Source organism: Pseudomonas sp. TUM25319 (genome assembly GCF_056388475.1).
Genome location: NZ_CM150751.1, coordinates 2,758,495 through 2,771,468, shown reverse-complemented (window position 1 = coordinate 2,771,468; position 12,974 = coordinate 2,758,495). Strand labels below are relative to the sequence as shown.

The window sequence follows — 12,974 nt, the reverse complement described above, 5'->3', positions numbered from 1 at the left end:
GGCGTGACACACTAGCCACCCTTCATTCACGGCCACGGAGTGCCCTTCGCTGATGTCAATTACCAGCCTTCCTCCCGACGATGCTCTGCTGCCAGCGCCGGTGCTGGTCGTCGAGGACGATCCGCTGATGCGCCAGCGGCTGTCGCGGATACTGGGCGAAATCGGCTATGCCGGCGAGGCGGTGAACTTCGCGGTGAACCTCGCCGAGGCTCGCGCGCATGTCAGCCATCACCCGGTGGCCATGGCCCTGGTCGATCTCGGCCTGCCCGATGGCAATGGCATCGAGCTGATCAGCGAATTGCGCGCGCAGGACCCGGCGCTGTGGATCCTGGTGATCTCGGCCTGGAGCACCGAAGAAGCCATCCTCGGCGCGCTTCGGGCCGGCGCCACGGGCTACCTGCTCAAGGAGCGTGACGATCTGGAAGTCAGCCTGTCGATTCGCAGCGTGCTGCGCGGCGGTGCGCCAATCGACCCGTTCATCGCCCGACGCATCCTCACCCTGCTGCCGACCGCAGCGCTGCACAAATCCGCCGAGTCGAGCGAAACCGAAGCCCTCAGCGCCCGCGAGAGCGAGATTCTCGAATGGGTTTCCCGCGGTTTGAGCAACCGGGAAATCGCCGAACAGTTGACCATTTCCCGCTATACCGTCGAATGCCATATCAAACGGATCTACCGCAAGCTGGCCGTGTCCTCGCGTACCCGTGCGGTGAACGAAGCCCGGCAGCGCGGCTTGTTGTCCTGACCCTGCTGTTCGTCCTGCTGCCGTGGCTTTCGAGCCTGGCACAGGCGAGCTGCCAGACGTCGCTGCTGCGCGCCATGGTCGCCCCCGAGCGGGACGCCGCCGTGCGCCCGGTCGACGGCTGGCAGCCGGTCAGCCTGCCCGACCTGTGGCAACGCCACTGGCCCGGTTTCCAGGGCCCGGTGTGGTACCGCCTGGAATGGCAGACCGACTGCCCGGACGAACCGCTGGCCTTGAACATCGATCGCATGGCCATGGCCGCCGAGGTATGGCTCGACGAGCGCCTGCTCTGGCGTGACGAAAGCCTGGCCGAACCCTTGTCCCGAAGCTGGAACCTGCCGCGTTACTGGCTGTTGCCGTTGTCCGGGGAACAGGACCGGCAGACCCTGTGGATTCGTCTGGTGGGCTCGGAACATGCGGCGCCGGGCCTGGGCACGGTGCATCTGGGCAGCCCCGAGCAGGTCTGGCCCGAATACCGCCGGCAGCTCCTGATCCAGCGCGAACTGATCGAGGTCAGCCTGCTGATTTCCCTGGTCATGGGCGTGCTGTTCCTGACGTTCTGGCTGTTCCGCCGCCAGGAGCACACCTTCGGCTGGTTCGCCCTGGCGTCGCTGTTGTGGTCGGCCGGCATCCTCAACATGCTGGTGACTTCGTCCTGGCCATTCAGCCACGGCGAAATCTGGGACCGCCTGAGCCTGGCAGCCTTCGCGCTGTATACCCCGGCGTTCTGCATGTTCATCTGGTCGTTCGGCGGCATGGCCTTCAAGCGCTTCGAGCGGCTGCTCTGGGTTGCCGCCCTGATGCTGTGCGTAGCGATCGCGCTGGTGCCCGATGCCCGGCTGTCGACACTGCAATGGCTGTCGGCGTTCTCGCTGCGGCTGCTGCTGTTCGTGGTCTGCCTTCAACTGCTGTGGCGCGGCCTGCGGGTACGCCAGACCTACCTGGTCCTGCTGGGGCTGGGCAGCATCGGCCTGTGCCTCTTCGAATTCCTGACCCTCACCGGCGTGCTGGGCATCCAGGGGGTCTACGCCCTGTTGTCGGCGCCGCTCATGTCACTCCTGATGTTCCTGGTGCTGGCAACGCGCTTCTCCAGCAGCCTGCAACGCATCGAGCGTTTCAACGACGAACTGCAGGCCACCGTGGACAGCACCCGCGCCGAGCTGACCCAGACGCTGAAGCGCGAGCATCAACTGGAGGCCGACAACATCCGCCTCAACGAACGGCTGCGGTTGACCCACGACCTGCATGACAGCCTGGGCAGTTCGCTGATGCGCTCGATCACCCGCATGGAGCACGGCGAAGGTCTGAATGACCGGCAGTTCCTCTCCGTGCTCAAGACCCTGCGCAGCGACCTGCGTGATGTTATCGACGGCTCCTCCGCCGTGCCGGTCTGGCACTCCCCGCAGGAGTGGCTGGCGCCGTTGCGACGGCGTTTCATCGATCTGTTCGATGACTTGGGCATCGACTCGCAGTGGCACCTGCCAGAGCAGTGGCCGGGCCAGTTCACCCCGCCGCAACTGCTGGCCCTCACCCGCTTTCTCGAAGAAGCCCTGACCAACGTGCTCAAGCATGCCGGCGCGACCCGCCTGGAGGTGGGCGCAGGTTCAGCGGGGGAACACGGCCTTGGCCTGTGGATACGAGACAACGGCCGCGGCTTCGACGTCGATAGTATCCTCGCCGCAGGCACGGGGGTCGGCATGAGCAGCATGCGCATGCGCATCGAGCGCATGGGCGGCCAATTGCGGATCGAGTCGCGAGCGGGTGAAACGCTGCTGGTGGCAACGATTCACGGCGCCCCGATCACCCTATAGCCAAGCAAACCCAGGTGGGAGCGGCTTCAGCCGCGATTGGCCGCGCAGCGGCCATAAAACCTGTATTCCCGGTATTCCAGAGAAATCGCGGACTCAGGCTCTACGACGGCTGCGCCGCCGATCGCGGCTGAAGCCGCTCCCACAAGGGCGGACTGCTCGTCTCACCCCGACAACTGATTGGCAAACTGCCCCACCGCATTCACCACCTTCTGCGCGCCGTCCTGGATCTCGACGATGACGTGCCCAGCCTGGGCCGACAGTTCCAGCCCCTGCTCGGCGCTCTGCTTGCCCTGCTCGATGATCCGCACCGCTTCCTCGGCGAGCTTCTGGTTGCGCGTCACCACATCGACGATTTCCTCGGTGGCCTTGGTGGTACGCGACGCCAGTTGCCGGACTTCATCGGCCACCACCGCGAACCCGCGCCCCTGCTCGCCCGCCCGGGCCGCTTCGATGGCCGCGTTGAGGGCCAGGAGGTTGGTCTGGTCGGCGATGCCGCCGATGCTCTTGACGATGCTGCCGACGATCTGCGACTGCTTGTCCAGCGCCGCGATGCCCTCCACGGCAGCGGTCATCTGCACCGCCAGGCCCTGGATGACGTCGACGGTTTCCTGGATTACCACGCTGCCGCGCCGGGCGCTGTCGTCGGTGCTGCGAGACGTGGTAAAGGCAATTTCCGCCGCCTTCGACACGGCAATCTCGCGATTGACCTGGTCGGTGATGACCGTGGCGAACTTGACGATCTTGTACAGCCGGCCATGGGCGTCGGAGATCGGGTTGTAAGTCGCCTCCAGCCAGACCACCCGGCCCTGGCTGTCGATGCGCTTGAAGCGGTCGGCGATGAATTCGCCGCGGCGCAGTTTTTCCCAGAAGCGCTCGTAGTCGGCCGAGGACTGTTCGGCGGCATCGCAGAACATGCGGTGATGCTTGCCCTTGATCTCCTGGGCCGAATACCCCATGGCACCGAGGAAACGATCGTTGGCGCTCAACACATTGCCCTGCAGGTCGAACTCGATCACGGCCGTGGAACGCTGCAGCGCCTCGATGAGGTTTTCCTTCTCCCGCGAGGTTTCGATGGTGCGTGTCAGGTCGTTGGCGTACAGCGACACGTAGGTCACCTGGCCTTTGGCGTCGCGGATCGGCTGCACGATCGCCCGCAGCCACGCCTCGTTGCCGTTGCCACGGCGCAATTGCAGAGCGCCCGCCCAGTGCTCGCCGCCCTGCACCGCCCGCTTCATCAACTTGAAGTGGTTGGTGCTCTGGGCGTAATCGGGCACCAGGCCGAACAGTGCCTTGCCCACCACGGCGCCAACGCCGTACTGCATTTCCTGCAGGAAGTTGTCGTTGGCGTGGGTGATTTCACCCTGGGAACTGAGCTTGAGCACGAGCATTTCGCTGTCCAGGCTTTGCTTGACCTGTTCGAGCGAGGACAGCCGGTCACGCGCTTCGGCGAGTTCCTGCTTGAGCCGCCGGTATGCTGGGAACATTGGAGACCTCCTCCAGAATTACGAGAGTGATAGGCAACCTGCGCCTTCAAGGCGTCAGTACTTTGACATCCAGGCTTCCAGGTCTTGCGGTGCAAGTGGCCTGGACAGCAGATAACCCTGGGCAACGTGATAACCCTGGTCCTTGAGGATCCTGAACTGTCCCTGTTCCTCGACCCCTTCGGCAACGACCTTCAGGCGCAGGCTGTCGCCAATGCGCATTACGGCGTCACTGAGGGCCCGGCTGGTTTCGTCCGCCTCCAGATCAAGGACGAAACTGCGGTCCAGCTTCAACTCCTGAATCGGCAGCTTGCGCAAATAACTTAGGCTCGAATACCCCGTACCAAAGTCGTCCATCGCCAGCTTGACACCCTGGGCATTGAGGTCGTGCAGGACTTTCATGGTCCCGGGGTTGGTGTCGAGCAACAGGTTTTCAGTCAGTTCGATGGTCAGGTCGCTGGCCGTCAGCCCGTGTTGATCGAGCACGTTGCCGATCATGCCGGGCAGGTCGAGGTTGTGGAAATTGCTCGGCGACAGGTTGACCGACACCGACGGGATATCCAGCCCCTTGCTGCGCCAGTCCGCCAGTTGCCGGCAGGCTTCGCGCACCGCCCAGTGTCCCAGTTCGACAATCAGGCCGCATTCCTCCGCCAGCGGGATGAAGCGCGCCGGCGACACCACACCAAAGGTCGGATGCGTCCAGCGGGCCAGGGCTTCGACGCCGTACACCTGGCCGTCCTCGATATTGACCTGCGGCTGGTAGGCCAGCGACAGACCGCCCTGCTCGATGGCTTCGCGCAGGGCGATTTCCAGCGCCTGGCGCTCCTGGGCGAGCTGGTTGAGTTCGTGGCTGAAGAAGCTGAAACGCCCCCGGCCCGAGTGCTTGGCCTGGTACATGGCCATGTCGGCGCGGTGGATCAAGGTGCCCATGTCGTGGCCGTCCCGCGGATACAGGCTGACGCCGATGCTGGCCGACGGCGAGAAGCCCGAGCCGCCGATCTGGCACGGCTGGGAAATGGCGCGGCTGATCTCTTCGATGGTCTCGGTGACCCGCTCGCTGTCGCGCTCGGGCAGGACCACGACGAACTCGTCGCCCGACAGCCGACCGATGATATCGGCCCCGCCAACACTGGTTTTCAGGCGCTGGGCCACCAGCTTGAGCAGTTCGTCTCCCGCCGGATGGCCGAGGGAATCGTTGATCTGCTTGAAGCGGTCGAGGTCGATGAACAGCACCGCCAGCGAGGTCTTGTCGCGCCGCGCCTCGATCAGCGCCTGATCGGCCTTGGCATGCAGCAGGCTGCGGTTGGGCAGATGGGTGAGGCTGTCGTAGAACGCCAGTTGGCGGATGCTCTCGCGGTTGGATTCGCGTTCCATGGCCAGGGCGCACAGCGGGATGATCACATCGATCATCTGCTGGTGCAGCACCGACGGCGTGCGCTGGTCGTTGTAATAGAACGCCAGCACGCCGATCGCCGGGCCCTTGGCGCTCTTGATCGGGATCGACCAACTGCTCTGGATGCCCAGGGGCAGGAATTCGTCGCGCACCAGGGCCCAGTGCGGGTCGGTGGCGATGTCGCGGACATACACCGCCTCGCCCCGGCTCGCGGCAAGGCTGGAGGAGCCGATGCAGTCAGCGATCGGCATGCCTTCGAGCAGTTGCCCATAGCGCTCGGAAAAGCCCGGAGCCGCCAGCGGGTGCATGATGCCGTCGTCATCGACCTGAATCACCGCCGCGCGGATCTCCGGCGACATCCGCTCCACCTCGCGGCACAGCAACTCCATCACCGATTCCAGTGGCACCTCCCGCGCCAGGGCGTCGAGGATGCAGTGCTGCAGCACCTCGTGGATCTTCGATGCGGTGATGTCCGTCAGCACCGTGACGCTGTGGGCCAGCTCACCGTTACTGCCGAATACCGGGTTGATCGCGACGTTGCACCAGATCCGCTCGCCGCCCTTGACCTGCAACAGCTCCTCCAGCCGCAGCGACTGCCCGCGGGTCAGCCCGTAATGCACCTCGGCCATGCGCTCGCGGGTCACATGCGGCACCAGCAGGCTGGCCGGCCGTCGCCCTTCCACCTCGGCGAGCTCGTAGCCGAAGATCTTCTCGAAGCCCTTGTTGGTGTACACCAGCTTGCCAGCGCCGTTGGTGATGAAAATGGCGTTGTCGGTCTGGTCGGCCACCAGCGACAGCAGCTTGGTGCGCTTGCGCTCGCGGCGCTGCTCGGTCACGTCCTTGACGAAGGCGGTGAACAGGATCTGACCGTCGCTGACCACCCGGGAAATCGACATCGCGCCCCAACGCTGGGTGCCGTCCTTCTTGTGGATCGGCACCTCACGGGTGGTGCCGACGATCTTGTTGACTCCGGTGCGGCGGTTCGACTCGATATAACCGTCATGTTTGCTGCGAATGTTTTCCGGTACCAGCATGCTGACATTGCGTCCCAGCACTTCGTCCTTTGAAAAACCCCACAACTGCTCCGCCGCACTATTGAACAACACCACCCGATTCTCGGTGTCGATCACCACGACACTGTCGATGGCCTGTTCCAGTGTTTGCACGAAGATGTCAGAAAGGTTCTGGGTAATGGGCATCAACTCGATCCGAAAGAGCATGTTTGGAGATGCAAAGGCATAACGGTCCAATGAATGAAAATTCATCGGACTTGCCGCATGTGCGGCCTTGCCAAGTGGGAGCGCCCGCAGGCGCGGCCAATAGCCTACGCCGATGCATGGCCTATAGCTATCACCGAATCAGTTCGATCGGAAAGGTTGTGGGGCGACCAGGAAAAGATAGCGAAAATCAATAATCAATTACGCCAGAACATTAAGTTTCATGATCCGCATCAATAACGCTTAATAAGAAACAGGCTAGGCGCAGTAAAAAGCGTCAAATAACCGTAATTATCATCCGTCAGAAAAATGAATGTTTTTCTTATACCCGTTAGAACTGCACAAGATCCAGGATGTGTCGCTACCCATGCAACGATTGCAACCGACCTAACACCCCATCGCTCCTGCCGGCCTCATCGCTGGCAAGCCGGCTCCCACAGGTCCCTGGCTCAGCCCCATGCCCGACAATTTCCCACAGCATCCGCTTCCAATTCCCCACGCCAGAGGCTTCGGGGCCTATAATGCGGCCCCTTTTCCAAGCCCCTCCCGTCATGAAAAAACTGCTTTACATCGTCGGTCTCACCCTCTCTGTTGCCACCTCTGCCTTCAGCGCCCCGCCCTCGACCTTCAGCGAAGCCAAGGTCATCGCCAAACAGAAGATCTACCTCGACCAGGCCAACAGCGCCCTGGGCGATCTGTACTGCGGCTGCAAGTGGAACTGGGTCGGCAAGTCCGGCGGCCGGATCGATGCCAAATCCTGCGGTCTCCAGGCCCGCACCCAGCAGACCCGCGCCGACCGTACCGAATGGGAACACATCGTCCCGGCCTGGACCTTCGGCCATCAGCGCCAGTGCTGGCAGAACGGCGGGCGCGAGCAGTGCGTGGACAAGGACCCGGTGTTCCGCGCCATGGAAGCCGACCTGTTCAACCTCTACCCGGCCGTGGGCGAGGTCAACGGCGACCGCGCCAACTTCAACTACGGCATGGTCTCCGGCGTCGCCCCGCAATACGGGCAATGCACCACCAAGGTGGATTTCAAGCAGAAAGCCGCCGAGCCTCGCAATGAAGTGAAAGGCCTGGTGGCCCGTACCACCTTCTATATGTTCGATCGCTACAAGCTGAGCATGTCGCGTCAACAACAGCAGTTGCTGATGGCGTGGGACAAGCAGTATCCCGTGACCTCGTGGGAGAAGGAGCGTGACCGCCGCATCGCCGCGATCATGGGTCATTCCAACCCCTTCGTGACCGGCGAACGCCGCTGGACCGCAGGCTACACCCCTACAGGCGCTGCCCCAGCCACGACGGCCGCGCAACCCGCGCCGAAGCCGGTGGCCAAACCGACCCTCGCCAGCGCAGCCGCCACCGGCCCGGTGCTGGGCAACCGCAACAGTCAGGTGTACCACCTGGCGGCTGGCTGCCCGGGCTATTCGCAAGTGGCGGCGAAGAACCAGGTAGCTTTCGGCTCCGAAGCCGAAGCCCGGGCCGCCGGTTATCGCAAGGCGGGGAACTGCCGCTGAGACGCGGCGTCATCTGGGAGCGAGTAGCCTCGCTCCCAGATGACAGGCACAGCCGGACTCAGAACGAGCCCTGCAGGGTCACCATGAAGTTGCGCGGCTCACCGTAGAAGTTGCCCCACGCCGGCGCGCCGATGGTGGTGTAGTACTTCTTGTCGAACAGGTTGTTGCCGTTGAGGGCGACGGTCCAGTTCGGGTCGATGCGGTACTGCACACGACCGCTCCACAAGGTGTAGCCCGGCTGTTCGACGCGGATGGTGCGGGTGTCGCGGTGGTTTTCGCTCTGGCTGGTGACGCCTGCGCCCACGGTCCAGCGCTCGAGGGCGCCGTCCAGTTGGTAGTCGCCCCAGACCCGCAGCAGGTGGCGTGGCACGAAGCTTGAGCTGAAGGTCAGGTCGTTGGTGTCGGTGTCGCTGATGCTCTTGAGGAACTTGGTCTGGGTGTAGGTATACCCGGCCAGGATCTGCAGGCGCTCGATGGGCGAGCCACTGACCTCGGCCTCGAAGCCCTGGGCGCGGACCTTGCCGCTGTCGGTGTAGCAATACTGGTCGCCGGAGCCCATGCAGGTCTCGACGTAGTCGGTCTCGGCGCGGTGCTCTTCGATCGTGCGGAACAGGTTGAAGGCGGTGTTGAGCTCGCCGTTGAACAGCTCACCCTTGATGCCCAGTTCATAGTTCGCGCCGGTCTTGGGCTGCAGCGCCTGGCCATCGGCGTTCACCTTGTTGCTCTGCGGCTGGAAGATGTCGGCGTAGCTGGCGTAGGCGGTCCACTGGTCGTTCAGGTCGTAGAGCACGGCGGCGAACGGCGTGACCTGGCCGTTTTCCTGGCTGCGGTTGTTTACCCAGTAGTCGTACGCCTGGGTATAGGAGTCGCTGCTGTTGCGGTACCAATTGACGCGGGCACCGAGTACCAGGGTCAGCGGGTCTGCCAGTTTGAGGCGCAGGTTGGCGTAGGTGCCGAACTGGCGGGTCAGGGAATCGGTGGGCACAGCGCCGCCACGGCTCGGGCTGACCAGGTGATCCGCCGCCGACGGATGCGGGAAGTCCGACGATGGGTCGAACGGGTTCTGTGTGCCGCTCAGGCGCATCAGGGCGAAGTAGTCGTGGGTCTTCTGGCGGCTGGCGTTGGCGCCGACGATCAGCTCGTGCTCGAGGCCGAACGCCTCGAATTTGCCGTCAAGGTAGGTATCGAAGCCGTAGTCGGTCTGGTCGTAGTCGAAGCGGCCGGCGTAGCGCCCCATGGCCGCAGACGTGGCGCCCACCGCCACGGCACCTTCGGAATAGCCGTATTCGATATCTTGCTGGTTGCGGGTGTAGACCGAGGCGAAGTTCAGCGACCAGTCTTCGTTGAAGCGATGCTTGAGGTCGGCGAAGCCGGTGATGCGATGGCTCTGCAGATCGTTCCAGCCGGCGCCCAGGCAAGTGGAGCGGGACAGCTTGAGGTCGCTGCCGTCGGCGTAGCGCGGCAGGCCGTGGTAGCACGGCGTGGCATCGACGTCCTCGTAGGCCAGGCCGCCGCCCAGGGTGGTGTCGGGGGTGATGTCCCAGTCGAGGGCGCCGTAGAGCACCTGGTCCTGGCGCTTGGCGTTGTCGTAGAAGTAGTTGCGGTCCTGCAGGGTCGCCACGGCGCGGCCGCGCACCGTGCCGGACTCGTTCAGCGGGCCGCCGACGTCGATCTGCCCGCGGTAGTTGTCCCAACTGCCCGCCGACAGGCTGAGGTTGGTGGTGGCCTTGTCTTGGGGGCGCTTGCGCACGAAGTTGACGCCGCCGGCCGAGCTGCCGGACCCCTTGAGCATGCCGGCCGCGCCCCTGAGCACTTCGACCCGGTCATAGAACGCCATGTCGCTGGAGAAGCTGTTGGCCTGCACGTAGTTGCCGCCCACGTCCAGCGGCACGCCGTCGTACTGGTACTGACCGTCCATGTTGAAGCCACGGGAGAAGAAATACTTGCCGCCCATGGGCGAGTCGTAGACGGTGATGCCCGGGGTCTTTTCCAGCACCTGTTCGAGGGTGTTGAGGTTCTGGTCGTCCATCAGCTTGCGGGTCATGACGGTCACCGACTGCGGGGTGTCCTTCAGGCTGTGCACGCCCTTGCCGATGGTGACGCCGTGGGCGGTGTAGGAGTTGCTGCCTTCGGTGGTCGGGTCCAGGCGCAGGCTGGAGATGGTGGTGGCGCCCAGCTCCACCGAACCCTGGGCGTTCTCCAGAGGCCGCAGCGCGTAGCTGCCGTTGCTCTGCGGCACCGCTTGCAGGCCGGTGCCTTGCAACAGCACGGCAAAGCCCTGGGCGACGCTGTACTGACCGTCCAGTCCGGCAGACTGGCGGCCCTGGACCAGTGCGGTATCGAACGACAGGGCATTGCCGGACGCCGAGGCGAAGGCGCTCAGCGCGGCGGTCAGGCTGCCGGCCGGAATGTGGTACTGCTGCGTGGCACCGACTTCAGCGGCGCTGACGACGCTCGGCAGGCTGACGACGCCCAGTGCGCAAAAGCTCAGGCGGATCGCTACGGCCACGGGCTTGAGCAGGCGTGCGTGCGGGTACTTCATGGTGTTCCTCCCCCAAATGAAACCGTTCAAACGGCAACTGTCTGAGGATTGGCCGAACGGAACAGGCAAACAGTGCAACGTGCAATGCGATTTATTTCGCAGGTGTTCAGGCCTGGGCCGGCAACACGCTGACCCAGTAGTCGGTGCGCCGCAGGATGCGCAGGCCGAAGCCGCTTTCCAGCGCCGCCAGGGCACGGTCGGTGTCATCCAGGGGGAAGGCGCCGGAGATCTTCAGGCCGGCGATGGACGGGGCGCAGCGCAACCAGCCGCGACGATAACGGGACAGTTCTTCGAGCAGTTCGCCCAGCGGCCGCTGGATGGCGATCAGGCTGCCGTTGCGCCAGGACGCCACCGACGCGTCGCTGGCCCACGGCGTGCCGAGCCGGGCGCGGTCGAAGCGGACCTGCTGGCCGGCTTCCAGACGCAGCACGTCGTCGCCACCGGCGGGACGGACCTCCACCGCTTTCTCCAGCACCGCCACTTCGCAGAAACGGGCGTCGGTCTGCACGGTGAAACGGGTGCCCAGCGCCAGCACCCGGCCTTGCGGCGCCTCGACCAGGAAGGGCCGGCCCAGGCCATCGACACCGGTGTCCACCAGCACCCGGGCACTGAGCAGGCGCAGCAGGCGGCGGTCGTTGTCGAAGTCCACGTCCAGCGCCGACTGGCTGTCCAGCAGCAGCCGGCTGCCGTCGTCCAGCACCAGCTTGCGCTGCTCGCCGACGCCGGTGTGGTGGCTGGCCATCAGCGCCGAACGCCACTCGCTGTTCCAGCCACTCCAGCCGACCGCACCGACACCCGCCAGCACCAGCAGTTGCTGCAACACCCGCCGCCGCGACTGGCGGGCGTTGTGCAGGGCCGAGGCCGCGACAGTGCCCGGCACGCCCTCGACCATCTGCCGCACCGCCTCGACCTGCTGCCAGGCCTGTCGATGCAGTGGATCGGCGTTGTGCCAGTGCTGCCAGCGCTGGCGCTCGGCCTCGGTGTCGAGCCCCGAAGACAGCCGCGCATACCACTGCGCCGCACTTCGCAGTGCGTCGCGCTCGGCGGGTTCGAGGGGGCGCGGCACCGTCACAGCAGGCCCATCCGGATCAGGCAGCAATGCTCGATGGCCTTGGCCATGTGGTTGTTCACCGTGCGCAGGGAAATGCCCTGGCGCTCGGCGATCTTCGGATAACTCAGGCCCTCGAACTGGGACAGGATGAAAGTCTGCCGCACCTTGTCGCCAAGGCTGTCGAGCATGCGGTCGATCTCCATCAGGGTCTCCAGCACGATGGCCTGGGTTTCCTGCGACGGGTAGGCGTCTTCGGGCAAGGCGGCCAGGGCTTCGAGGTAACTGTGCTCCAGCGCCCGGCGCCGGAACAGGTCGATCACCAGGCCCTTGGCCACGGTGCTCAGGTATTGGCGTGGCTGGCGGATCTCGGTGGCCTGGCGCGCCTTGATGACCCGCACGAAGGTGTCCTGGACCAGATCGGCGGCATCGCTGTGGCTGTCCAGGCGCTTGCGCAGCCAGCCCCGAAGCCAGGAACTGTGGCTGCTGTAGAGATCATGGACGGCAGAACGCAGGGCGAAATCGTGGGCGGACATGGGAAATCGTCACTAATGAGAATTAGTTGCAATTTGACCTTGTTGCTTCGGATTTGGCAATGGGGTGTTACAGCGACCTTCAGCGCGATCAGATCGCCTTGTCCCGGCAATGCAGCAGCGCCTCGCGGATCATCGCGCTGACCAGCGCCGGCGACACGCCCAGGGCGCGGGCGATTTCGTTCTGCTTCATGCCGTGGATACGGCTCATCTCGAAGGCAACGCGAGTGCGTTCGGGCAGGTCGGCCAGGGCTTCGGAGATACGTTCGAGGATCTGCTGGTCCGACACCAGGGCTTCCGGGGAGTCGCCCGCCAGCGCCGGTGACTCGTCGCAGTCGGCGTCCTGGTTGATCAACTGCTCCTCGAACTGGCGCCGGCGGTAATGATCGATCGACAGATTGCGCACGACGCGGTTGAGGTAGGACGCCTGCGACTGGATTTCTTCACCCTGGGCCGCATTTTCGACCTTCATGAAGGCATCGTGGACGATGTCTTCGGCATGACTGCGACAACCGATGATTCTGGCGGCGAGGCCGATCAGGCGGGCACGCTGGGCAGAAAAGACCTCGAGCAAGGGAGAACCGCCACGGGCTGCACCGAGTTTTTGCATGAGGCACCTGATTGCACTTGAAGTCCGCCAGCACGGCTCGGGAATTTATTAGTATCAAGAACTATTTGCAACAAATCTCTCAA

At 64.2% G+C, this 12,974-nt stretch carries 9 protein-coding genes and 1 pseudogene; 3 read left to right on the top strand and 7 right to left on the bottom strand.

Going from position 1 to position 12,974, the window contains the following annotated elements:
* Positions 1–52: 52 nt before the first annotated feature.
* Together AC05QJ_RS13145 and AC05QJ_RS13140 are read left to right on the top strand one after the other, a co-directional pair.
* Positions 53–742 (top strand): response regulator, encoded by a 690-nt coding sequence (locus AC05QJ_RS13145; RefSeq protein ID WP_476747263.1) that lies wholly within the window; start codon positions 53–55, stop codon positions 740–742.
* Between the two features lie 74 nt (positions 743–816).
* Positions 817–2,550, top strand: coding sequence for a sensor histidine kinase (locus AC05QJ_RS13140; protein ID WP_476747262.1), 1,734 nt, complete (start codon positions 817–819; stop codon positions 2,548–2,550).
* A gap of 161 nt (positions 2,551–2,711) precedes the next feature.
* Here the strand turns inward: AC05QJ_RS13140 and AC05QJ_RS13135 are convergent, their stop codons facing one another.
* The 3 genes and pseudogenes from AC05QJ_RS13135 to AC05QJ_RS13125 form a co-directional block, all read right to left on the bottom strand.
* A complete protein-coding gene (locus AC05QJ_RS13135; RefSeq protein WP_476747929.1) occupies positions 2,712–3,122 on the bottom strand; it encodes a methyl-accepting chemotaxis protein in 411 nt (136 codons plus the stop codon).
* Positions 3,123–3,257: 135 nt separating this feature from the next.
* Positions 3,258–3,938: pseudogene (locus AC05QJ_RS13130) on the bottom strand (PAS domain-containing protein); the annotation flags it as partial.
* Positions 3,939–4,088: 150 nt separating this feature from the next.
* Positions 4,089–6,623, bottom strand: coding sequence for an EAL domain-containing protein (locus AC05QJ_RS13125; protein WP_476747261.1), 2,535 nt, complete (start codon positions 6,621–6,623; stop codon positions 4,089–4,091).
* Between the two features lie 569 nt (positions 6,624–7,192).
* Between AC05QJ_RS13125 and AC05QJ_RS13120 the strand changes: the two genes are divergently transcribed.
* Positions 7,193–8,158, top strand: a complete 966-nt coding sequence (locus AC05QJ_RS13120; RefSeq protein ID WP_476747260.1) for an endonuclease — start codon at positions 7,193–7,195, stop codon at positions 8,156–8,158.
* Positions 8,159–8,216: 58 nt separating this feature from the next.
* On the opposite strand, the gene AC05QJ_RS13115 is transcribed toward AC05QJ_RS13120, so the two are convergent.
* From AC05QJ_RS13115 to AC05QJ_RS13100, 4 genes are all read right to left on the bottom strand, one after another.
* Positions 8,217–10,700 carry a TonB-dependent siderophore receptor gene (locus tag AC05QJ_RS13115; RefSeq protein WP_476747259.1) on the bottom strand — a complete coding sequence of 828 codons (2,484 nt, stop codon included), beginning with the start codon at positions 10,698–10,700 and terminating at the stop codon, positions 8,217–8,219.
* A 106-nt stretch (positions 10,701–10,806) separates the two neighbouring features.
* Positions 10,807–11,772 (bottom strand): FecR domain-containing protein, encoded by a 966-nt coding sequence (locus tag AC05QJ_RS13110; RefSeq protein ID WP_476747258.1) that lies wholly within the window; start codon positions 11,770–11,772, stop codon positions 10,807–10,809.
* Positions 11,769–12,284: a sigma-70 family RNA polymerase sigma factor gene (locus tag AC05QJ_RS13105; RefSeq protein WP_476747257.1), complete on the bottom strand. Its 516-nt coding sequence runs from the start codon at positions 12,282–12,284 to the stop codon at positions 11,769–11,771. The genes AC05QJ_RS13110 and AC05QJ_RS13105 overlap by 4 nt, the downstream gene beginning before the upstream one ends.
* 88 nt (positions 12,285–12,372) lie before the next feature.
* Positions 12,373–12,891, bottom strand: a complete 519-nt coding sequence (locus AC05QJ_RS13100; RefSeq protein ID WP_476747256.1) for an RNA polymerase factor sigma-70 — start codon at positions 12,889–12,891, stop codon at positions 12,373–12,375.
* Positions 12,892–12,974: the final 83 nt, after the last annotated feature.

Bases quoted from the DNA above. Each gene is read 5' to 3' on its own strand.
- AC05QJ_RS13145 (WP_476747263.1), top strand. From the start codon at position 53: ATGTCAATTACCAGCCTTCCTCCCGACGATGCTCTGCTGCCAGCGCCG.
- AC05QJ_RS13140 (WP_476747262.1), top strand. From the start codon at position 817: ATGGTCGCCCCCGAGCGGGACGCCGCCGTGCGCCCGGTCGACGGCTGG.
- AC05QJ_RS13135 (WP_476747929.1), bottom strand. From the start codon at position 3,122: ATGACCGCTGCCGTGGAGGGCATCGCGGCGCTGGACAAGCAGTCGCAG.
- AC05QJ_RS13125 (WP_476747261.1), bottom strand. From the start codon at position 6,623: ATGCCCATTACCCAGAACCTTTCTGACATCTTCGTGCAAACACTGGAA.
- AC05QJ_RS13120 (WP_476747260.1), top strand. From the start codon at position 7,193: ATGAAAAAACTGCTTTACATCGTCGGTCTCACCCTCTCTGTTGCCACC.
- AC05QJ_RS13115 (WP_476747259.1), bottom strand. From the start codon at position 10,700: ATGAAGTACCCGCACGCACGCCTGCTCAAGCCCGTGGCCGTAGCGATC.
- AC05QJ_RS13105 (WP_476747257.1), bottom strand. From the start codon at position 12,284: ATGTCCGCCCACGATTTCGCCCTGCGTTCTGCCGTCCATGATCTCTAC.
- AC05QJ_RS13100 (WP_476747256.1), bottom strand. From the start codon at position 12,891: ATGCAAAAACTCGGTGCAGCCCGTGGCGGTTCTCCCTTGCTCGAGGTC.